General features: G+C 69.8%; 16 protein-coding genes. 9 read left to right on the forward strand and 7 right to left on the reverse strand.

Features of this window, described 5'->3' with window-relative positions; all coding sequences use genetic code 11:
* Window positions 1-72 precede the first annotated feature (72 nt).
* From D7X96_RS10010 to D7X96_RS10020, 3 genes are all read left to right on the forward strand, one after another.
* Window positions 73-1,332: a hybrid sensor histidine kinase/response regulator gene (locus tag D7X96_RS10010; protein ID WP_121769596.1), complete on the forward strand. Its 1,260-nt coding sequence runs from the start codon at window positions 73-75 to the stop codon at window positions 1,330-1,332.
* A gap of 201 nt (window positions 1,333-1,533) precedes the next feature.
* Window positions 1,534-2,721, forward strand: coding sequence for an alpha/beta fold hydrolase (locus D7X96_RS10015; protein WP_167510822.1), 1,188 nt, complete (start codon window positions 1,534-1,536; stop codon window positions 2,719-2,721).
* A gap of 192 nt (window positions 2,722-2,913) precedes the next feature.
* Window positions 2,914-4,446 carry a methyl-accepting chemotaxis protein gene (locus D7X96_RS10020; protein ID WP_121725170.1) on the forward strand — a complete coding sequence of 511 codons (1,533 nt, stop codon included), beginning with the start codon at window positions 2,914-2,916 and terminating at the stop codon, window positions 4,444-4,446.
* On the opposite strand, the gene D7X96_RS10025 is transcribed toward D7X96_RS10020, so the two are convergent.
* Window positions 4,394-5,926 (reverse strand): MFS transporter, encoded by a 1,533-nt coding sequence (locus D7X96_RS10025; protein WP_120549753.1) that lies wholly within the window; start codon window positions 5,924-5,926, stop codon window positions 4,394-4,396. The two genes, D7X96_RS10020 and D7X96_RS10025, sit on opposite strands and share 53 nt — an antisense overlap.
* 166 nt (window positions 5,927-6,092) lie before the next feature.
* On the opposite strand from D7X96_RS10025, the gene D7X96_RS10030 reads away from it, so the two are divergent.
* From D7X96_RS10030 to D7X96_RS10040, 3 genes are read left to right on the forward strand one after another with little or no spacing between them, the layout of a single operon-like run.
* Complete coding sequence (locus D7X96_RS10030; protein WP_120549754.1) at window positions 6,093-7,091, forward strand: polyprenyl synthetase family protein; 999 nt, start codon at window positions 6,093-6,095, stop codon at window positions 7,089-7,091.
* Window positions 7,088-7,687, forward strand: coding sequence for a GbsR/MarR family transcriptional regulator (locus tag D7X96_RS10035; protein ID WP_120549755.1), 600 nt, complete (start codon window positions 7,088-7,090; stop codon window positions 7,685-7,687). Before D7X96_RS10030 ends, D7X96_RS10035 begins: the two co-directional genes overlap by 4 nt.
* An 18-nt stretch (window positions 7,688-7,705) precedes the next feature.
* Window positions 7,706-8,233, forward strand: a complete 528-nt coding sequence (locus D7X96_RS10040) for a gamma-glutamylcyclotransferase family protein (RefSeq protein WP_120549756.1) — start codon at window positions 7,706-7,708, stop codon at window positions 8,231-8,233.
* 28 nt (window positions 8,234-8,261) lie between these two features.
* Here D7X96_RS10040 and D7X96_RS10045 read toward each other — a convergent pair whose 3' ends face one another.
* Complete coding sequence (locus tag D7X96_RS10045; RefSeq protein ID WP_147468272.1) at window positions 8,262-8,513, reverse strand: hypothetical protein; 252 nt, start codon at window positions 8,511-8,513, stop codon at window positions 8,262-8,264.
* Between the two features lie 664 nt (window positions 8,514-9,177).
* Here D7X96_RS10045 and D7X96_RS10050 point away from each other — a divergent pair.
* The 3 genes from D7X96_RS10050 to D7X96_RS10060 all read left to right on the forward strand — a co-directional run bounded on the left by D7X96_RS10050 (window position 9,178) and on the right by D7X96_RS10060 (window position 10,646).
* Complete coding sequence (locus tag D7X96_RS10050; protein ID WP_121769598.1) at window positions 9,178-9,426, forward strand: hypothetical protein; 249 nt, start codon at window positions 9,178-9,180, stop codon at window positions 9,424-9,426.
* Entirely contained in the window at window positions 9,423-10,214 is a 792-nt protein-coding gene (locus tag D7X96_RS10055) for a biliverdin-producing heme oxygenase (protein ID WP_120549758.1), read from the forward strand. Before D7X96_RS10050 ends, D7X96_RS10055 begins: the two co-directional genes overlap by 4 nt.
* Window positions 10,215-10,295: 81 nt before the next feature.
* Entirely contained in the window at window positions 10,296-10,646 is a 351-nt protein-coding gene (locus D7X96_RS10060) for a PilZ domain-containing protein (protein ID WP_233609995.1), read from the forward strand.
* Window position 10,647: 1 nt separating this feature from the next.
* On the opposite strand, the gene D7X96_RS10065 is transcribed toward D7X96_RS10060, so the two are convergent.
* The 5 genes from D7X96_RS10065 to D7X96_RS10085 are packed head-to-tail and all read right to left on the reverse strand — an operon-like array spanning window position 10,648 to window position 18,837.
* Window positions 10,648-11,601 carry an aldo/keto reductase gene (locus D7X96_RS10065; RefSeq protein ID WP_121769599.1) on the reverse strand — a complete coding sequence of 318 codons (954 nt, stop codon included), beginning with the start codon at window positions 11,599-11,601 and terminating at the stop codon, window positions 10,648-10,650.
* A 32-nt stretch (window positions 11,602-11,633) separates the two neighbouring features.
* Window positions 11,634-13,838, reverse strand: coding sequence for a 1,4-alpha-glucan branching protein GlgB (gene glgB / locus D7X96_RS10070; protein ID WP_120549761.1), 2,205 nt, complete (start codon window positions 13,836-13,838; stop codon window positions 11,634-11,636).
* Window positions 13,835-15,169, reverse strand: a complete 1,335-nt coding sequence (locus D7X96_RS10075) for a phosphotransferase (RefSeq protein ID WP_120549762.1) — start codon at window positions 15,167-15,169, stop codon at window positions 13,835-13,837. The genes glgB and D7X96_RS10075 overlap by 4 nt, the downstream gene beginning before the upstream one ends.
* 6 nt (window positions 15,170-15,175) lie before the next feature.
* A complete protein-coding gene (treS, locus tag D7X96_RS10080; RefSeq protein WP_120549763.1) occupies window positions 15,176-16,825 on the reverse strand; it encodes a maltose alpha-D-glucosyltransferase in 1,650 nt (549 codons plus the stop codon).
* Window positions 16,826-16,842: 17 nt separating this feature from the next.
* On the reverse strand, window positions 16,843-18,837 hold the full coding sequence (locus tag D7X96_RS10085; RefSeq protein WP_120549764.1) for an alpha-1,4-glucan--maltose-1-phosphate maltosyltransferase: 1,995 nt from the start codon (window positions 18,835-18,837) through the stop codon (window positions 16,843-16,845).
* Window positions 18,838-18,973: the final 136 nt, after the last annotated feature.

An 18,973-nucleotide genomic window follows, 5' to 3' on the forward strand; every position in this document is an offset into this window, starting at 1 on the left:
TCCGGTGAACCTCCGTGGCCCCGGTCTCCTGCCCGCCCTGCACACCACCCCAACGCCCGAGTGAACGCCGCCTTGAAGCCCTCCGGTCCCAGGACGCCCGTCCTCGCCGCCGTCTCCGACGCGTCTCCCCGACGCTCCACCGATGGCTCCTCCGACGCTCCTCGCGCGCGCATCCTGCTGGTGGACGACACGCCGTCGAACCTGCTGGCGCTGGAGGCCATCCTGGAGCCGCTGGGGCAGCACGTGGTGTCGGTGCGCTCCGGTGACGAGGCGCTGAAGGCGCTGCTGCTGGACGAATACGCGTGCGTGCTGATGGACGTGCAGATGCCGGGGCTGGACGGCCTGGAGACGGCGCGCCTGGTGCGCACCCGCGAGCGCACGAAGCACCTGCCCATCATTTTCATCACCGCGCTCAGCCGCGAGGCGGCCTACGTCACCCGGGGCTACGAATACGGCGCGGTGGACTACCTGCTCAAGCCCGTGGATCCGGACATCCTGCGCGCCAAGGTGTCCGTGTTCGTGGAGCTGTACCTGCGCGGAGAGAAGCTGCGGGAACAGGCGCTGGAGCTGGCGGAGCGCCGGCGCGTGGAGGAGGAGCTGCAGCGCGCGACGGAGCTGGAGCAGCAGCTGGTGGGAATCGTGGGCCACGACATCCGCACGCCGCTGGCCGCCATCCTCACCACCGCCAACGCGCAGCTGTCACGCGAGGCGCTGCCGGAAGGCCAGCGCAAGGCCTTCGAGCGCGTGGCCCGCGGCGGCGAGCGCATCCAGGGCATCGTGGACCAGCTGCTGGACTTCACCCGCGCGCGCGTGGGCGGCGGCATCCCGGTGGTGCCGGGCGCGGGCGACTTGAACGAGCTGTGCCGCAAGCTCGTGGACGAGCTGCGCGCGGCGCGGCCGGAGCGCTCCATCCTGTGCGACTTCGTGCGCGACAGCCTCCCCGGTGTGTGGGACCTGGACCGCATGGCGCAGGTGGTGGCGAACCTGCTGGACAATGCGCTCAAGTACAGCCCGCGAGACACCCCCGTGCGCCTGCGCACCTACGAGCAGGGCGTCGACTCCGTGTATCTGGAAGTGCAGAACGCCGGGGCCCCCATCCCCGCGCAGCTGTTGCCCACGCTCTTCGAGCCCTTCCGTCGCGGCGACGGCCCCGGCAAGCGCGAGAGCCTGGGCCTGGGGCTCTACATCGCGCGCAGCATTGTTGAAGCGCACGGCGGGACCCTCCGGGTGGAATCCACCCCGGACGTGGGTACGATCTTCTCCCTCTGCCTTCCACGTCAGGCTTTGGTCGAAGCGCGTGCGCACTCCCTGTGCGCGCCGCTGACGGCCTGAAACACAAGGCTCGTCGCGTCACGGGCAAGGCATTGCAGTGCGGGCTGATAAGTCCACATGAAAGGCATACAACAATCCATCCACATCAAAACCTCTCAAGGGATGAGGTAAGTATGTGGACGGTTTGCTACAATGCCAGACGTCCGGGAGGCGATCCGTCCGGACGCAAAAAGTGTCCGCTTTGGGGAGGGTGCGCGACAAATGAACGACAACTCGACGTGGATTCCCGTGGATGGAAGCGACCCGATGCGTGCGTGGGTGCGACGCCCCGCCTGTGGGACGGGTCCCGGCCTGCTGCTGCTGATGGTGGAGGCGTTCGAGGGAAACGCCCACCTGAAGCTGATGGCCGAGCGCTTCAGTGAAGAGGGGTACGTGGTCGTGGTGCCGGACCTCGCCTCGCGCGGAGAGCCGGAGGAGATGGACCTGAAGCCGGTGGTGGCCTGGGCGCGCTCGCTGCCGGAGATCGTGGGCCTCAAGGGCAAGAAGCAGGTCGGCGCGCTGGGCTACGGGCTGGGCGGGACGCTGGCCGCGCAGCTGGCGGCGCACGGTCACGTGGACTGCGCGGTGACCTACTGCTCACCGGGGATGGAGGACGTGCTCTCGCAGGGCGGTGAGAACGCGGCCCCCATGGTGGTCCACTTCGCGGAGTGGGACGGCTTCGTGCCCCCGTCCGCGGTGGCGCGGGTGAAGCAGTACGTGGGCGTGGACGTGGAGCTGTACGTGTACCAGGGCGTGCGCCATGGCTTCTTCCGCGAGGGGTCCCCGGCCTATCACCGGCCCTCGCAGATGACGGCGCACTCGCGGACGCTCGGGCTGCTCAAGAAGGTGATGGGGCCGCGCTACGACCTGGCCGCGCTGTGGGACAAGCACACGGAGCTGGAGTTCGCCGCGCGGGATGCCGCCGCGACCATGGAGACCATGGTGGCGCACCCGTACGTCAACAGCGTGCCGGTGATGACGGGCGGCGTGGGCGCGGAGTACCTGCACCGCTTCTACGCGAACCACTTCGTCCACGCGAACCCCAAGGACACGAAGATGACCCTGCTGTCGCGCACCGTGGGTGCGGACCGCGTGGTGGACGAGTTCATCTTCAGCTTCACCCACGACATCGAGATGGACTGGATGCTCCCGGGCATCCCGCCCACCGGGAAGTACGTGGAGGCGGCCTTCGTCGCGGTGGTCAACTTCCGCGGCGACAAGCTCTACCACGAGCACATCTACTGGGATCAGGCGTCGGTGCTGGTGCAGCTGGGCCTCATCGACCGCAAGGGCCTGCCCGTCACCGGGGCCGAGGCCGCGCGCAAGCTGCTGGATGAGACCCTCCCGTCCAACACCCTGATGGAGAAGTGGGACGAGAGCGCCCCCTCCAACAACCGCAAGGCCGGCTGACACGGCCGGGATGACCTGACCCCCGCGCCCCGGGTTCGCCGTTACCCAGGGCGCGGTGTCTGACTTTCAAGGGCTGGGACGCGCTGAGCCATTGCGCAGGCTCCTCTGGAAAGTCCAAAATGCGGCACCTCACTGGATGGTCCAGGGGGGCTTCGTTTCCCAGACTTCCTCTGGATTTGGCGCCGCTCCCGGATGCGACTCTCCCTGTCCCAGAAGCTCACGCTCGCGCCGCTGTTGGTGGCGCTGTTCTTCATCGTCCTCTTCTTCGGGTACCTCATCCCGCGCGTCAGCTCCGCCTTCGAGGCGCAGGGCCGCGAGGTGGGCAGCGCGCTGCCCACGGCGCTGGCGGCCACGCTGCCCGCGGCGATGCCGGGGGGGCAGACGGAGGCGCTCCAGTCCGTGCTGGACCAGACGGTGCGCCACCACCAGGTGGCCTACGTGGCCGTCTTCGACGGCGCGGGGCAGATGCGCGCGGTGGCGGGCGAGTACGCCACCGCGATGCGCGAGCTGCGCGACAGGCTGGGCCGCGCGCAGGGTGAGGCGACGTTCTACGTGCGGGACTCGGAGCTGTTGGACGTCAGCTCGCGCTTCGCGAACGGCGCGGGCAGCGTGCACGTGGGCTTCAACCGCACGGCGGCTCGCGCGCAGGTGAAGGCCATCACCACGGGCGTGAGCGTGGTGATGCTGCTGGCGCTGTCGGCGTTCGTGGTGGTGGGCATCGTGCTGGCGCGCCGGGTGGCGGCGCCGCTGGTGCAGCTGACGGAGGCCGCCCAGCGCATCGCGGAGCACGGCGACCTGCGCGAGACGGTGCGCGTGGAGGGAAGCGACGAGGTGGCCCAGCTGGCGAAGGCCTTCTCCATGATGACGTCCAAGGTGAAGGACCTGCTGCAGCAGCTGCAGGCGTCCTCGGACCTGCTGCGCGGTTCGGTGGACCACCTGAACGACTCCGCGGGCCGGCAGAACGAGATGGTGTCGCGCCACGCCGCCGCGCTCCAGGAGACGCAGGTGACGGCGCAGGAGATCCGCCAGACGTCCGTGGTGGCGTCCCGCGCGGCGGAGACGGTCATCGACGTGGCCGAGCGCGCGGAGGTGCTGGGCAAGACGGGCGAGGTCGCCATCACCGAGAGCATCGAGGGCATGGTGGCCCTGCGCGCGCAGGTGGAGCAGATCGCCGAGCGCATCATGGCCCTGGGCGAGCGCACCGAGCAGATCTCCGGCATCACGGAGACGGTGAAGGACCTGGCGGACCAGTCCCACCTGCTCGCGGTGAACGCGGCCATCGAGGCGGCGCGCTCCGGGGAGCACGGCAAGGGCTTCGCGGTGGTGGCCCGGGAGATCCGCGGCCTGGCGGACCAGTCCATCCGCGCGACGAACCAGGTGCGCGGCATCCTGGCGGACATCAGCACCGCCATCTTCGCCACGGTGGAGATCACCGCCGCGGGCACGCAGCGCATGGAGGCGGGCCTGGCCCAGGTGCGCACGTCCGGGGACACGCTGCGCCAGCTGTCCTCCATCGTGCGCGACAGCGTGGTGTCCGCCCGGCAGATCTCCAACACGGTGAACCAGCAGGCCACCGGCATCGAGCAGATCTTCACCGCCGTCAACGAGCTCAACACGGTGATGGGCGACACGGTGAAGCGCATCGCCACCACCAGTGAGTCCGCCGTGTCGCTCAAGCTCCTGTCGGAGCGCGTGGCGGCGATGGTGCGCGACTACCGGCTGTAGCCGGGCGGAGGCGGGGCACGAAGCGCTCCACCACCTGGGCCACGGTGCGCGTGGTGGCGGCGCCGGGTTCGTTCACCCGGGCCGCGAGGAAGGCGGCCCCCAGCCGGGCCACCGACGACACGACGAAGAGCACGTGCAGGTTCACCCACAGGTGGCCGCCCAGCATGAACTGCTGGGGCACCTGGGCCGCCAGCGCTCCGCCCAGGGCCGCCGCCGCCGCGTAGGCCAGCCCGCCCGCGGTGGCGAACGCCGCCAGGTAGAAGGGCCGGCCGTGGCGCGGCGCCACCGTGAGGGGCAGCGCGAAGATGGCCAGGCCGTGGCCGCTCCACAGCGAGCCCGCCAGGAGCACGTCGAAGAGCAGCGGCCAGAGCGTCCCCGCCGAGGGCAGCAGCCACAGCATGGGGATGGCGCTGATGCCCAGCGAGCAGAGCATCAGCACCGGCTGTGCGCCCAGCCTGTCGATGGCGCGGCCCCACAGGGGCGCCGTCAGCACGCGCACGCCCGCCACCGCCGCCGCGTGCAGGGCCATGATGACGAAGGTCATCTTGAGGTTCTGCAGGCTGTGCAGCGCGAAGAAGGGCGCGGACACGCCCACCGCCGCGTTCCACGCCACCTGGTACAGGAGCACCCGCCGGGCGCCGTCGTCCTTCCAGGGCAGGAGCGCCGCCTTGAGCTCCAGCTTCGGAGAGGTGCCCGGGGGCGCCGGGTCATGCTGCGCGGCCATCATCAGCGTGGTGACGACGCCCATGACGCACGCGGCGAGCGCCAGCACGGGCAGGGCCAGCCCCACGCCCGCGCCGCCCTTGAGGCGGTCCATCAGCAGGCCCGCGGTGAGCGACGCGGCGGTGCCCATCAGCGTGGTGAGCGCGGTGCGCTTGCCGAAGAAGCGGCCCCGCACGGCGCCGGGGACCAGCTCCCCCATCCACGCCACCCACGCGTTGTTGCCCACCACGGCCAGCAGCGCGGACGCCCCGGCCACGGCGAGCAGCAGGTGCTGCTGGGATTCGAAGGACAGGCCCAGCCAGGGCAGGACGGCCAGGGGCAGCAGGGCGAGCCGGGACAGGCACACCGCCGTCAGCGCCACCCGCCGGTGGCCGAAGCAGAGGGTGAGCCACGCGGCGGGGAACTGCACGAACTGCGCGAAGAAGGGCAGCGCCGTCATCACGCCGACGAGGAAGGGCCCCAGCTTCAGCGCGATGGCCCACGCGGTGAGCACGGTGGGGCCCGCGCACGCGGTGAACACCTCCGCGAACATGCCCTCCACGATGGACACCCGCAGGGACGCCCTCAGGCGCTTGTGCAGGGGCGGGCCCCGGTGGCCGTCCGGCGGCGGGGGGGCCCCCAGGAGGGGCGCGGACGAGCCGGGCAGCGAGGCGCCAGGGCGGAAGAGGGGGACGCCGGTGGCGAGGGACGCGAAGCTCTGGACGAGGCGGCGGCGGAAGGCGGCGGACACGGTGATTCGTGTCCCATGGCCTCGCATTCCCTCTCAATCGGACCTCCAAGGACTCGCCCGGGCCCGGCCGGACACCAACCGGGCTTATCCACCGCTTTCCACCTGCTGTCCGCCCGCCTGGTGGGCAGAAGGGATTCAGGTGCAGTTCACGCGGTCTTGAACTATATGAACGGCCCGGAAGGAGACCGCGCACATGGATGTCGCTCACGAGCTGACGGAGTTTCTGGGGCAGGTGGAGCAACGTCTGACCGACTTGCTCGCGGATGGCGACGTCGGTCCGGACGTGAAGGGCGACACGCTGATGGATGCGGCGCGTCACCTGTGCCTGGGCGCTGGAGGCAAGCGGGCGCGGCCCATGCTCGTCCGGCTGTTTGGCGGCGTGGTGGGAGTGCCGGCCGCCCGGCTGGTGGACGTGGGCGTGGCGGCGGAGATGATCCACTCGGCCAGCCTGCTGCATGACGACGTGGTGGACGCGGGCATGTTCCGCCGGGGCCGCCCGACGGTGAACGCGCGCTGGGGCAACATCGTCGCGGTGATGAGCGGCGACCTCATCCTGTCCACGGCGCTGTCGCGGCTGTCGGAGCTGGACGCGCGGCTGGTGCAGAGCGGCCTGTCCATCGTCACGGAGATGACCCGCGCGGCCATCGCGGAGGTGGAGGCGCGCGGGGACCTGAACCTGCCGCTCACGCGGCTGCGCTACATCGCCGAGGGCAAGACGGGCTCGCTGTTCGGCTGGTGCGGCAAGGCGGCCGCGACGCTGGCGGATCAGCCGGAGGCGCGGGAGCGCTTCGACGCCTTTGGCCGGCACCTGGGCGTGGCGTTCCAGATCGCCGACGACATTCGCGACATCCTGGGCACGGACGTGGGCAAGCCCCGGTACGCGGACGTGCACTCGCGCACGCCGTCGCTGCCCATCCTGCTGGCGGTGTCGCGCGACGAGTCCCTGCGCCGCAAGCTCAAGGACGCGTGGGCGTTCTCCGTCATCACCCCGGAGCGCACCCGGGAGATTGGCGCCGCCATCGAGGCCACCGGCGCGGTGGAGGCGTCCATGGAGCGGATGAACGCGGAGATTGGCGCGGCGCTCGACCGCCTGGGGCCCTTCGCCAACGACGCCGCGGGCGCGGAGTTGATGAGCTGGGCGCACCGGCTGTCCGCGGGCATCGCGGAACAGGTGAAGGGACGCGCTGCGTGAAGGGCTACCTGTGGACAGGGGGGGATCCCGGGAGCCACAAGCCCGTCGCGCCGCCGGAGCACGGAAGGCTGGCGCCATGGGAAGCCATCGCGGTGGAGGCGGTGGGCAACGTCATCGAGTTCTGGGGCTTCAAGCGCAACCAGGGCCGGGTGTGGGGCCTGCTCTACCTGCGCGGTGAACCCCTGACCGCGGGCGAGATTGAGCGCGAGCTGGACCTGTCCAAGGGCGGCGTGTCCATGCTGCTGCGCGACCTGGAGCACTGGGGCGTCATCCAGCGGGTGCGCGTGCCGCAGGACACGGTGTGGCGCTACGCGGCGGAGACGGACCTGGTGCGGATGGTGACGCACGTGGTGGAGGAGCGCGAGGCGGCCTTCGTCACCCGCATCCGCGCGGACCTGTCCGAAGCGCGCCGGCTGGCGGAGGCCACGGGCGGCCTGCCGCCGGAGAGGCTGCGGCGGCTGGAGCGCATGGCCGTCCTGGCCGAGCACGTGGAGCGCGCGCTGCGGCTGTTCATCAAGACGTCCCGCCTGGACGTGGGCGGGGTGCTGGGCGCGTTCCGCGACGGCGCCCTGGCGCGGAGCAAAGGCGAGCGGTAGCGGCGGGAGGAGACGCACATGGATTCGCACTACGACCAGGTGATGAAGGCGCGCGAGCAGGCGGACGCGAACGCGCCCCGGCGGTACTTCGCGTACTCGACCATCCTGGACCGGGCCGCCTTCGACGAGTGGAAGCACCAGCACAGCTACGGCTTCTTCGAGCTGCCGGAAGGCCGGCTCGCCGAGGCGCTGGACGTGGACCTCGTCTACGACTTCCCCTCGCGCTGGTGGGGCGGCCGGGTGGCGGGCCTGACGGACGCTCCGGGCGCGCGCGTGTACGGGCGGCTCTTCGAGATTCCCGGCAGGGACTGGCCCATCGTCCAGCACAAGGAGGGCTTCGTCACCAGCATGTGCGTGGAGCGCACGGTGCGCGTGCGCGTGGACGGCCAGGAGGTGGAGGCCACCGCGTTCGTGACCAACCCGCGCCGCGCGTCGTCGGACGGGCCGGTGAGCCCACGCTTCGTGGAGGCGCTGGTGCGCGGCGCGAAGAGCGCCGGGCTGCCCGCGGATTACGTGGAGAAGCTGGCGCGCGGCGAGTCGCGCTGAGCACGTCCTCGCCGCGTGGGAGCCTGTCTCATGGCCGCGCGGTGGGGGCGATGCGGTCCAGCGTCATGTGCTTCAGGCCGCTCGGTGGGTCCGGGTTGGCGTTGCATAAAGCCCAGCCGTAGTAGCCGCCCTGGCGCACGGACGCCGGGGCCTCCGGCGGGTGGTTGCCCACGTTCTCCGGAATGACCTTGCCGTACTGGCCGGTGCCGTCGTCGAACGGGTAGGGCGTGTCGTCGCGGTTGTTGACGGCCCCCACCGCGTGTCCGTGCCCGGCCCCCACGCCAGACCCTCCGTGTTGTGCAGGCCCCGAGCGAACAGCTCGCGCGAGCCGCCGCTCCAGTCCCACCGGTAGATGGCGCCGCGCAGCTCCGGCAGGGACGCGTCCGGCAGCCCGGAGGTGACCGTCTCCACCTCGCCGCGCGTCGTCGATCCACATCTGCCCACGCGCTCGTGGAAGATGATGTCGTGGGGCAGGCCCAGACCGGCACCGGCATGCCTGCTGGGATGTTCAGGGAGCGCGGCACGTCGAACGTTTCGCCCCACATGCCCTCCGGAACCTGGACTGCAAGCACGCCAGCCCCAGGATGGCCGTCAGCACGAGTGGTGGCCGCAGGGTCCGTTTTTCCAACCGGATTCCACCCGGCCTTTTCAGGATGCCGCGACCTGAACAAACCTTCAGGCAGTTTTCTCGCGGCCTCGAGCATCCCTGAGCGGACCTGAACAAACCTTCAGCCATTTTTCGCCCTGCTCGCGAGGCGTCGTGCCTACATGAACAAAAGTACAGATATCGTGAAGCATGAAACAAATAAATGCAGACGTTGATATTGATTGTCTTTTATTGGAGGTCTCGTGTCTGTCTTTGAGGGCGGACCGGGCTTGACGGCGAAAGCGCGTTGTGGCTTCATGATTTTGATTCCGATAATCAAAATCATCTGGAGAGCGCGATGATCGGTCAGGGATGCTGCAGGTCGGTGCTGGCGCGAGGCCCGTGCGCCGAGGTGACGCGGTGCAGCTGTGGGCACATCCACCTGGCGGTGGGGCCGGTGACGCTTCGCCTGGAGGAGGACGTCCTGCGCGAGCTGGGGCACACGCTGGTGGAGGCCATCCACCAGCTGGAGCTGCCGCACGACGCCGAGTCGCAGGAGCAGGCTCCCGCCGCCCACGGGGCGTCCACCGGCGGGTGGAAGCAGTGAGCACCGTCCGGGGCACCCTCCGCTGGGGCGGCCTCGATCGCTCCGCGAGGGACCGGCGGCTGCCGTCCGCGTCCACGGCCCCCTCGGGCCTGCCGTCCATGCAGCGGCTGTCGCTGCGGCTGGAGGAGGGGACGGGGATGGCCCGGCGCCAGGCGGAGCAGTCCACGTTCCTGGAGGCGCTCTTCCACGGCTCGTGGAACGGCGGCGTCTATGGCCAGTTCGTGCGCGCGCGCCACTACGTGAACCACCTGCGCCAGCTGCACGTCGTCTACGAGGCGCTGGAGTCCGTGCTGCCGGGGCTGAAGGACGGACCGCTCGCGCGCGTGCTGCGGCTGCCGGAGCTGCGGCGCGCCTCCGCGCTCCTGGCGGACCTGGACTGGTTCTGCGGCGACACGCGCACGAAGCCCTTCGCCTGCGAGGACACGCGGCTGCACGCGGAGCGGATCCGCGAGGTGGCGGCGGAGGCCCCGCACCTGCTCATCGCGCATGCGTATGCCCGGTGCGCGCAGGACCTCTTCACCGCCCCCCGGCGCTCGGAGCTCATCGCGCGGGCGTTCGAGCTGGAGAACGGCCGGGGCACGGCCTTCTACAACGCGGTGTCCGCCGCGGAGCTGCTCGCCTTCCAGGCCCGGCTGGTGGCCCGGCTGGACGAGGTGCAGCTGACGGAGGGCGAGGCCCAGGAGGTGGTGCAGGAGGCGCGGCTGGCCTTCCGCATCCAGACGCTCATCTGCGACGAGCTGGCGCGCGACGCACCGGAGCTCGACGGGCCGGGCGGGAGCGCCGGGTAGGGTGGCCCCGACCCCACGGGTCACCTCCCCGACGGGGCGGCCCCGTGCCGTTTCGTGACAGTCACGCTAGGATGGCGGAACGTGGCACTCCAGATGACCTCTCCCATTGATCGCCGTGCGTTTCCCCGCATCCATGCGCCCCTCTACTCGCGCCCCGCGCGAATGAAGGTGGGCGAAAAGAAGCAGGTGCTCGACGTCAGCCTCGGGGGCGCGCGCATCTACTCGGACGACCCGCAGGACGTGGGTTCGCGCCTGGACCTGGAGCTGTTCCTCCCGGACGGCAGCTCGGTGGAATGTACCGCGCGCATCGTCTGGGCCATCAAGTTACCCAAGGACGCCGTGGCCCGCTTCGAGGTGGGCCTGTCCTTCATCGACGTGCCGGAGCCCGTGCTGGAGAGGCTGAAGACCGTGCTCGTCGCGGATGAAACTTGATTTACGACGACGCGCGCTCCAGCTCGCGCAGGTCGTCCGCCTCCAGCTTCAGGGAGAAGGACCCGAGCAGCTCCTTCACCTGCGGCACGGACGTGGCGCTGGCGATGGGCGCCACCACCGTGGGCCGCGTCTCCAGCCACGCCAGCGCCACCTGCGACGGCGTGGCGCCCCGGCGCTCCGCCACCTTCTTCAGCGCGGCGACGACGCCCCAGCCCCGCGCGTTGCCGTACTTCTTGAGCACGTTGCCCGCGCGCGCGGACGCCGGTGCCGGCTGGCCCTCCTGGTACTTGCCGGTGAGGAAGCCCGCGGCGAGCCCGAAGTAGGGCGCCACGGCCAGCCCCTCCTTCTCACTCACCTTCTGGAGCGCGCCCTCGAACTTCGGGCGCTCCACCAGGTTGTACTCCGGTTGGAGGACGGTGTAGCGCGCAAGCCCCAGCCGCTTCTGCGTGTCCAGCGCCTGCTGCGCGCGCTCCGCGGTGTGGTTGCTCAGGCCCAGCGCCTTCACCTTGCCCGCCTTCACCAGCGCGTCGAAGGCGCGCAGCGTCTCCTCGAAGGGCGTGTTCGGGTCGTCGTAGTGCGCGTAGTACAGGTCGATGCGCTCCACGCCCAGGCGGCGCAGGGACGCGTCCACGCTCTTCTCGATGTGCTCGCGCGTGAGGCCCTTGCCCAGCGCCGTCTCCGCGCCGACCTTCGTGGCGATGACGAGGCGGTCCTTCGCCTTGCGCGAGGCAATCCATTTGCCCAGCACCGTCTCCGACTCACCGCCCACGTGGCCGGGAACCCACCGCGAGTACACGTCCGCGGTGTCCACGAAGTCGCCGCCGCCCTCCACGAAGGCGTCGAGCACGGCGAACGAGGTGGCCTCGTCCGCCGTCCAGCCGAAGACGTTCCCGCCCAGACACAGCGGGAACACCTCCAGGCCCGTCGCTCCCAGCTTCCGCTTCGCTGCCGCCATGCCCCAGGTCCTTTCGGTGAGGCCGGGGCGTGCTACCCCGGCGTGAACCACACCACCGACAGCGGGGGCAGGGTGAGCGTCGCGGACGCCGGCTGGCCATCCCAGCCCGTTGCCTCCGTGTGCACCTGGCCCCGGTTGCCCATGCCGCTGCCGCCGTACTCCCCGGCGTCGGTGTTGACCAGCTCCACATAACGGCCGTGGAGCGGGAAGCCCACGCGATAGTCCTCGCGCGGCACCGGAGACATGTTGGCCACGCACACCACGTGACGGCCCGGCGTGCGCGAGCGCCGCACGAAGGCCAGCACGTTCGCCGCGGACGCGTCCGGCTGCAGCCACTGGAAGCCCACCGGCTCGCTGTCCGAGTCATAGAGCGCGGGCAGGTCGCGGTAGAGGCGGTTCAGGTCGCTCACCAGCTTCTGGATGCCCTTGTGGCCCGGGTCGTGGAGCAGGTGCCAGTCCAGGCTCTTGTCGTGGTTCCACTCCGCCGGCTGGCCGAACTCGCCGCCCATGAAGAGCAGCTTCTTGCCCGGGTGGGCCCACATCCACGCGAACAGCGCGCGCAGGTTGGCGCGCTTCTGCCATGGGTCGCCCGGCATGCGCCCGTAGAGGCTGCCCTTGCCGTGCACCACCTCGTCGTGGCTGAGCGGCAGCATGAAGTGCTCGCTGAACGCGTACAGCAGGCCGAAGGTGAGCTGGTTGTGGTGGAACTGCCGGTAGACGGCGTCCTTGGAGAAGTACGACAGCGTGTCGTGCATCCAGCCCATGTTCCACTTGAAGTGGAAGCCCAGGCCGCCCTCGCTGACGGGCTGGGACACCTTGGGCCACGCCGTGGACTCCTCCGCGATGACCACCACGCCCGGGTGCTTGCGGCGCACGGTGTCGTTGAGCTCGCGCAGGAACTGGATGGCCTCTTCGTTCTCTCGGCCGCCCCAGCGGTTGGGGACCCACTCGCCCTGCTTGCGGCTGTAGTCCAGGTAGAGCATGGAGGCCACGGCGTCCACGCGCAGCCCGTCGATGTGGTACTCCTCCAGCCAGAACAGCGCGTTGGCGATGAGGAAGTTGCGCACCTCGTTGCGCCCGAAGTTGAAGACGAGCGTGCCCCAGTCCGGCTGCGACCCCTGGCGTGGATCGGAGTGCTCGTAGAGGGACGTGCCGTCGAAGCTGCCCAGCGCGTGGCTGTCGCGCGGGAAGTGGCCCGGCACCCAGTCCACGATGACGCCGATGCCCTCCTGGTGCAGGTAGTCCACCAGGTAGCGGAAGTCGTCCGGGTGCCCGAAGCGCGCGGTGGGCGAGTAGTAGCCGCCCACCTGGTAGCCCCAGGAGCCGCCGTAGGGGTGCTCCGACACGGGCAGCAGCTCCACGTGCGTGAAGCCCGTCTCCTTCACGTAGCGCGACAGCTCCGGGGCCAGCTCGCGGTACGTCATGGGCCGGTCGCCGTCCTCCACCACGCGGCGCCAGCTGCCCAGGTGCACCTCGTAGACGCTCCACGGGTGGTGGGCCGCGTCCACGTGCTTCTCCCGCGCCTCCAGCCACGCGCTGTCGCCCCACGCGTAGCGCTGCAGGTCATGCACCACGGACGCGGTGGCGGGCGGCGTCTCCGTGCGGAAGGCGAAGGGGTCCGCCTTGAGCAGCGGACCGCCGCCGTGGCCGGGGCGGATCTCGAACTTGTACCGGGCGCCTTCACCCACCTCCGGGACGAACAGCTCCCAGATGCCGGAGGACCCCATGCGCCGCATGGCGTGCAGGCGGCCGTCCCAGCCGTTGAAGTCACCCACCACGGACACGCCCCGGGCGGTGGGCGCCCAGACGGCGAACGACGTGCCCTTCACGCCGTTGTGGTGGATGAGGTGCGCGCCCATGCGCTCCCAGAGCCGCTCGTGGCGGCCCTCGCCGGCGAAGTACAGGTCCATCTCACCAATGGTGGGCAGGAAGCTGTACGGGTCGCGCAGCGTGAAGACCTTCTTGCCCGGGTACTCCACCTCCAGGAGGTAGCTGAAGGGCTCCGTGCGGCCGTTGATGCGCGCCTCGAAGACGCCGCCGGTGCGGTGCTGCATGGGCACCTTGCCGCCGAACTCCGGCAGGACGTGGATGGCCACGGCCTCCGGGCGGTAGGCGCGCACCACCACCGCGTCGCCGTCCGGGTGGACGCCCAACATGGAGTGGGGCTCCGGATGGCGCAGCTCCACCACGCGTTGCAGCTCCGCGTCCACCTGTGCTCTGTCCGCAGGCTTCCTCACTGGGCATCCTCCATCCGCAGCAGGGCCTCGACGGGGATGCGCACCCAGTCCGGCCGGTTGGCGAGTTCGTAGCGCACTTCGTACAACAGCTTCTCCAGCTCGAAGGCGCGCAACATCACGTCAAAGGCTTCATCACTGTCGGGCAGGAAGGCCGCGCCGCGCGTCGCCTGGCGGTAGCCCTCCAGGAACGCGTCCCGGGTGGGGCCCACGCGCCCGCGCGGCTGGCCGCCCTCCAGCGACACGGTGGCCTCCGCGTAGTCGAACGAGCGGATCATCCCCGCCACGTCGCGCAGGGCGCTGTACTTCTCCCGGCGCGCGGTGAAGGAACGGGACGGCTCGCCCTCGAAGTCGAAGAACAGCCACTGGTTCTCCGAGCGCAGCACCTGGCCCAGGTGCAGGTCGCCGTGGATGCGGACCTTCTGGCCGGAGGGCGCCACCTGCGCCAGCCGCTTCGCGTACGCGATGAGCCCCTCTCGCTTGTGCTCCAGGTCCGCGTGCAGCCGCCCGGCGTCCGCCAGCGTCACGCCCAGCTCGCCCACGATGGACGCGCTCCAGCGCTGCAGGTCCTCCTGGAGCAGCGGCTCCGGGGAGAACGCCAGGTCGTCCGGGCCCGCGGAGGCGAAGGCCTTGTGCAGCTCTCCCAGCCGGGCGCCCAGCTCGCGCATCTCCCCGAGGAAGCGCTCGGAGAGCGCCTTCTCCTGACGCAGCCGCTCCAGCGTGTACTTCCAGCCGTCCACGGCGTCCGGCACGAAGCGGTGCGCCAGCGCGAGCGTCGCGCCCGCGGGGCCCTCCAGGTTCAGCGCGCCCACCAGCTGCGGCGTCGCGCGGAAGTTCGTCTTCGTGGCGAGGAAGCGGCCCACCTCGTATTCGGGGTTCACGCCGGCCTCCAGCTTGCGGATGACCTTGACGATGACCCGCTCGCCCAGCACCAGCGACGTGTTGCTCTGCTCCACGTTGAGCCGGCGCACGGAGAGCGGATCCGGCAGGGCCACGCCGCTGTCCGTGGAGGCGATCCACTCTCCCACCACGCGGCCGGAGCCGGACGACACCACCTTGCCCTCCCGGGCCAGGTTGAAGAGGGCGCGCACGCAGTCGTCGTCCTCCAGCGCGCTCACCAGCCCCTCCGGCGTCTGCCGGGCCATGATCTGGTAGCGCTCCGGATTGCCCAGCTCGTAGATGACCTCGATGATGGCCAGGGTGAAGGCACACGTACCCAGCTCCATGGTCACGTGGTCCGCCACGCCGACGCTCTTGATGGGCCAGGCCTTTCCAGCGAACCAGCGCTGGGTCTTGAGGAAGTCAGGCAGCTTGGTCAGGTCCAGGGGCGTCACGCGGGGTTACTCCTTCGCCTGCAGTGGCTTGTCCAACCGGAACCACAGGAACATGTAGGGCCCCATCGACAGCTGATAGGGCAGTTCGCTGATGCGGGGGAACGGCGTCTCTCCAATCAACTCCACGGGGATGCTGCCTTCGAACTCGCGCAGGTCCAGCACGCCCGGCTGCGCGAAGCGCGACAGGTTGCAGACCACGAGCACCGTCTGCCCCTGCCACTCGCGCACGAAGGCCAGCACCTTGCGGTTCTCCGTGGTGAGGAAGCGCAAGCTGCCCATGGCGAACACGGGGTAGCGCTGGCGGATGCCAATCATCCGCTTCACCCACTGCAGCAGGCTGGACTTCTGCCGCTCCTGGGCCTCCACGTTGATGGACTGGTAGCCGTAGACGGGGTCCGCGATGACGGGCGCGAAGAGGCGCGCGTAGTCCGCGCGGCTGAAGCCCGCGTTGCGATCCCCGGTCCACTGCATGGGCGTGCGCACGCCGTTGCGGTCGCCCAGGTAGATGTTGTCGCCCATGCCGATCTCGTCCCCGTAGTAGAGGACCGGCGTGCCGGGCAGCGTGAAGAGCAGGCTGTGCATCAGCTCGATGCGGCGCCGGCCGTTGTCCATCAGCGGCGCCAGGCGGCGGCGGATGCCCAGGTTGATGCGCATGCGCGGGTCGGTGGCGTACTCCCGGTACATGTAGTCCCGGTCCTCGTCCGTCACCATCTCCAGCGTCAGCTCATCGTGGTTGCGCAGGAAGATGGCCCACTGGCAGGACTCCGGGATGTCCGGCGTCTGCTGCATGATCTCCACGATGGGCGTGCGGTCCTCGCGGCGCACCGCCATGAAGAGGCGGGGCATCACCGGGAAGTGGAAGCCCATGTGGAACTCGTCGCCCTCGCCAAAGTACACGCGCACGTCGGCGGGCCACTGGTTGGCCTCCGCGAGCAGCACCTTGCCCTGGTACTCGGAGTCGATGGTTTTGCGCAGGCGCTTCAGGAACGCGTGCGTCTCCGGGAGGTTCTCGCAGTTGGTGCCCTCGCGCTCGAAGAGGTAGGGCACGGCGTCGCAGCGGAACCCGTCCACGCCCATGTTGAGCCAGAAGCGCATGACGTCCAGCATGGCTTCCTGCACTTCGGGGTTGTCGTAGTTCAGGTCCGGCTGGTGGCTGAAGAAGCGGTGCCAGAAGTACTGCTTGGCCACCGGATCCCACGTCCAGTTGGAGCGCTCCGTGTCGGTGAAGATGATGCGCGCGCCCTTGTAGGACTCGTCCGTGTCGCTCCAGACGTACCAGTTGCGCTTGGGGCTCTTGGGGTCGCGCCGCGCCTCCTGGAACCAGGGGTGCTGATCACTGGTGTGGTTGACCACCAGCTCGATGATGATGCGCAAGCCCCGCTTGTGCGCCTCTTCCACCAGGCGCTGGAAGTCCGCCAGCGTGCCGTAGTCCGGGTGGATGCCGTAGTAGTCCGCGATGTCGTAGCCGTCGTCGCGCAGCGGGGACGGGTAGTGCGGCAGCAGCCACAGGCAGTCCACGCCCAGGTCCTGGAGGTACGGCAGCTTCTCAATCAGGCCCGGGATGTCCCCGTGGCCGTCACCATTCGAGTCATGGAATGCGCGGATGTGCAGCTCGTAGATGAGCGCTTTTTTGTACCAAAGCGGATCCAGGTCCATACGCCTCTCGGAGGGAGTCACTCGAAGTAGTCGAACGCGTGTTCGGTGCGGCGGTAGCGGTAGACGGCGAAGATTGCCGCGGGCTGTTCGGGCGTCAGGCGCACCTGCACGTCCGGGCCCTGCCACAGGGAGCGCTGGTCGGCCATCAGTTCATGCACCTGGTAGGTCTCCTCCGCGGTGACGCCCAGCCACTCCATGGGCACGCGCAGGAGCGCCTCCTGGGGCGCGTACGGATCCAGGCTCACCGCCACCAGCACCGTGCTGAGGCCATCCGGCGAGCGCTTGCCGTAGAAGAGGACGCGCTCGTTGTCGGACTCGAAGAAGCGCAGGCCCTGGTACTGCTGGAGCGCGGGGTGCGCCTTGCGGACGGCGTTGAGCTTCGCAATCCATTCGGAGATGTTGCCCGGCCGGTCCCAGTCCCAGGCAACCAGCTGGTACTTCTCCGAGTCCAGGTACTCCTCCTTGCCCGGCACCGGACGGCCCTCGCACAGCTCATAGCCGGAGTACATGCCCCACACGGACGACAGCGTGGCGGCCAGCGCGACGCGCAAGCGGAAGGCGCCGGGGCCCGCGTTCTGGAGGTTCTCCGGGAGGATGTCCGGCGTGTTGGGCCAGAGGTTGCCGCGGAAGTAGTCCGACACGGGCGGGCTGGTGATCTCCTCCAGGTAGCTGCGAATCTCGTCCTTGAAGAGGCGCCAGGTGAAGTACGTGTACGACTGGGTGAAGCCCACCTTGCCCAGGGCCTTCATCACCTTGGGGCGGGTGAAGGCCTCCGACAGGAAGAGCACGTCCGGGTGCAGGTCCTGCACCTCGCGGATGAGCCAGTGCCAGAACTGCATGGGCTTGGTGTGCGGGTTGTCCACGCGGAAGGTCCGCACGCCGTTGTCCACCCAGTACAGGACGACGGACTTGAGCTCCTTCCAGAGGGCGTCACGCGCGGGGCCCATCCAGTCGAAGTTGACGATGTCCTCGTAGCGCTTGGGCGGGTTCTCCGCCGTCTTGATGGTGCCGTCCGGGCGGTGCTGGAACCACTCCGGATGCTCCTTCACGTACGGGTGGTCCGGCGAGCACTGGAAGGCCAGGTCCAGCGCCACTTCGATGCCGTGCGCCTTCGCCGCGTCCACGAACGCGCGGAAGTCCGCGAGCGTGCCCAGCTCCGGGTGCACGGCCTTGTGGCCGCCCTCCGCGGCGCCAATGGCCCACGGGCTGCCCACGTCACCGGGCTCCGCGCGCAGGCTGTTGTTCTTGCCCTTGCGCGCGGTGCGGCCAATGGGGTGGATGGGCGGGAGGTAGACGGTGTCGAAGCCGAGCTTCTGCACGTACGGCAGCCAGGCCTGCGCATCCTTGAAGGTGCCGTGCGTCTTGCCGTCGCGCTTCGCGGAGCGGGGGAAGAACTCGTACCAGGCGGCGTTGCGCGCCTTCTCCCGGTCCACGAACACCTCCAGCACCTTGTCGTACCGGCGAGCAAGCGTGCGGTCCGGGTGCCGTGACGCGGCGTCCGCCAGCTCGGAGGACAGCGCGGCGAGGAGGTGGTCCGGCGAGGGCGGCGTGCGCAGACGGGCCCCGGCCTCGGCCAGCACGCGGTGGTCCTCCGCGGACTTGCCCTTGGCGCGCGCGGCGGCGCCCTCCAGCAGCGCGGCGCCTTCCAGCAGCTCGCTCTTCACGTCGCGGCCGGCGTCCACCTTGCGCTTCAGCTCGTGCGCCCAGGTGCGGAAGAGATCCGGCCAGGCTTCAATCGTGTATTCGTAGCGGCCGTTGTTCGCGAGGGGGATGGAGCCTTCCCACGCGTCGTTGTTCTTGAAGGTGAGGGGGACCTCCGCCCAGTCCGTCTTCTGCGCGGCGGGGGTGACCTGGCGCCAGCGCGCGACGGCCACGAGGACGTCGTGGCCTTCCTTGAAGATGTCCGCGCGGACGGTGAGGGTCTCTCCGGCGACGCGCTTGATGGCGTAGCGCCCGGCGTCCAGCTCCGGCTGGACGTTCTCGATGAACACGCTTCCGAGTCGTTCGGTCATATCGGCTGGCGGCCCCTTATAGGACTCTGAGTCAGTGGCTCCAGGCGGCATTGCGCGGGTGTTGTTGATTGAAGATGGGCGCCGTCCGGTCGCGTTGGCCTGTCAACGTTAGGAACGGAGGGAGCGCTCGCCCACC

This window comes from Corallococcus interemptor (assembly GCF_003668875.1).
In the GTDB taxonomy this organism is placed as follows: domain Bacteria; phylum Myxococcota; class Myxococcia; order Myxococcales; family Myxococcaceae; genus Corallococcus; species Corallococcus interemptor.

What these genes read in the sequence shown, in the direction of transcription:
- D7X96_RS10025 (WP_120549753.1), bottom strand. Translation starts at nt 5,926, where the DNA reads ATGCGAGGCCATGGGACACGAATCACCGTGTCCGCCGCCTTCCGCCGC.
- D7X96_RS10065 (WP_121769599.1), bottom strand. Translation starts at nt 11,601, where the DNA reads ATGGCGGCAGCGAAGCGGAAGCTGGGAGCGACGGGCCTGGAGGTGTTC.
- D7X96_RS10020 (WP_121725170.1), top strand. Translation starts at nt 2,914, where the DNA reads ATGCGACTCTCCCTGTCCCAGAAGCTCACGCTCGCGCCGCTGTTGGTG.
- D7X96_RS10050 (WP_121769598.1), top strand. Translation starts at nt 9,178, where the DNA reads ATGATCGGTCAGGGATGCTGCAGGTCGGTGCTGGCGCGAGGCCCGTGC.
- D7X96_RS10040 (WP_120549756.1), top strand. Translation starts at nt 7,706, where the DNA reads ATGGATTCGCACTACGACCAGGTGATGAAGGCGCGCGAGCAGGCGGAC.
- D7X96_RS10015 (WP_167510822.1), top strand. Translation starts at nt 1,534, where the DNA reads ATGAACGACAACTCGACGTGGATTCCCGTGGATGGAAGCGACCCGATG.
- D7X96_RS10085 (WP_120549764.1), bottom strand. Translation starts at nt 18,837, where the DNA reads ATGACCGAACGACTCGGAAGCGTGTTCATCGAGAACGTCCAGCCGGAG.
- treS (WP_120549763.1), bottom strand. Translation starts at nt 16,825, where the DNA reads ATGGACCTGGATCCGCTTTGGTACAAAAAAGCGCTCATCTACGAGCTG.
- D7X96_RS10030 (WP_120549754.1), top strand. Translation starts at nt 6,093, where the DNA reads ATGGATGTCGCTCACGAGCTGACGGAGTTTCTGGGGCAGGTGGAGCAA.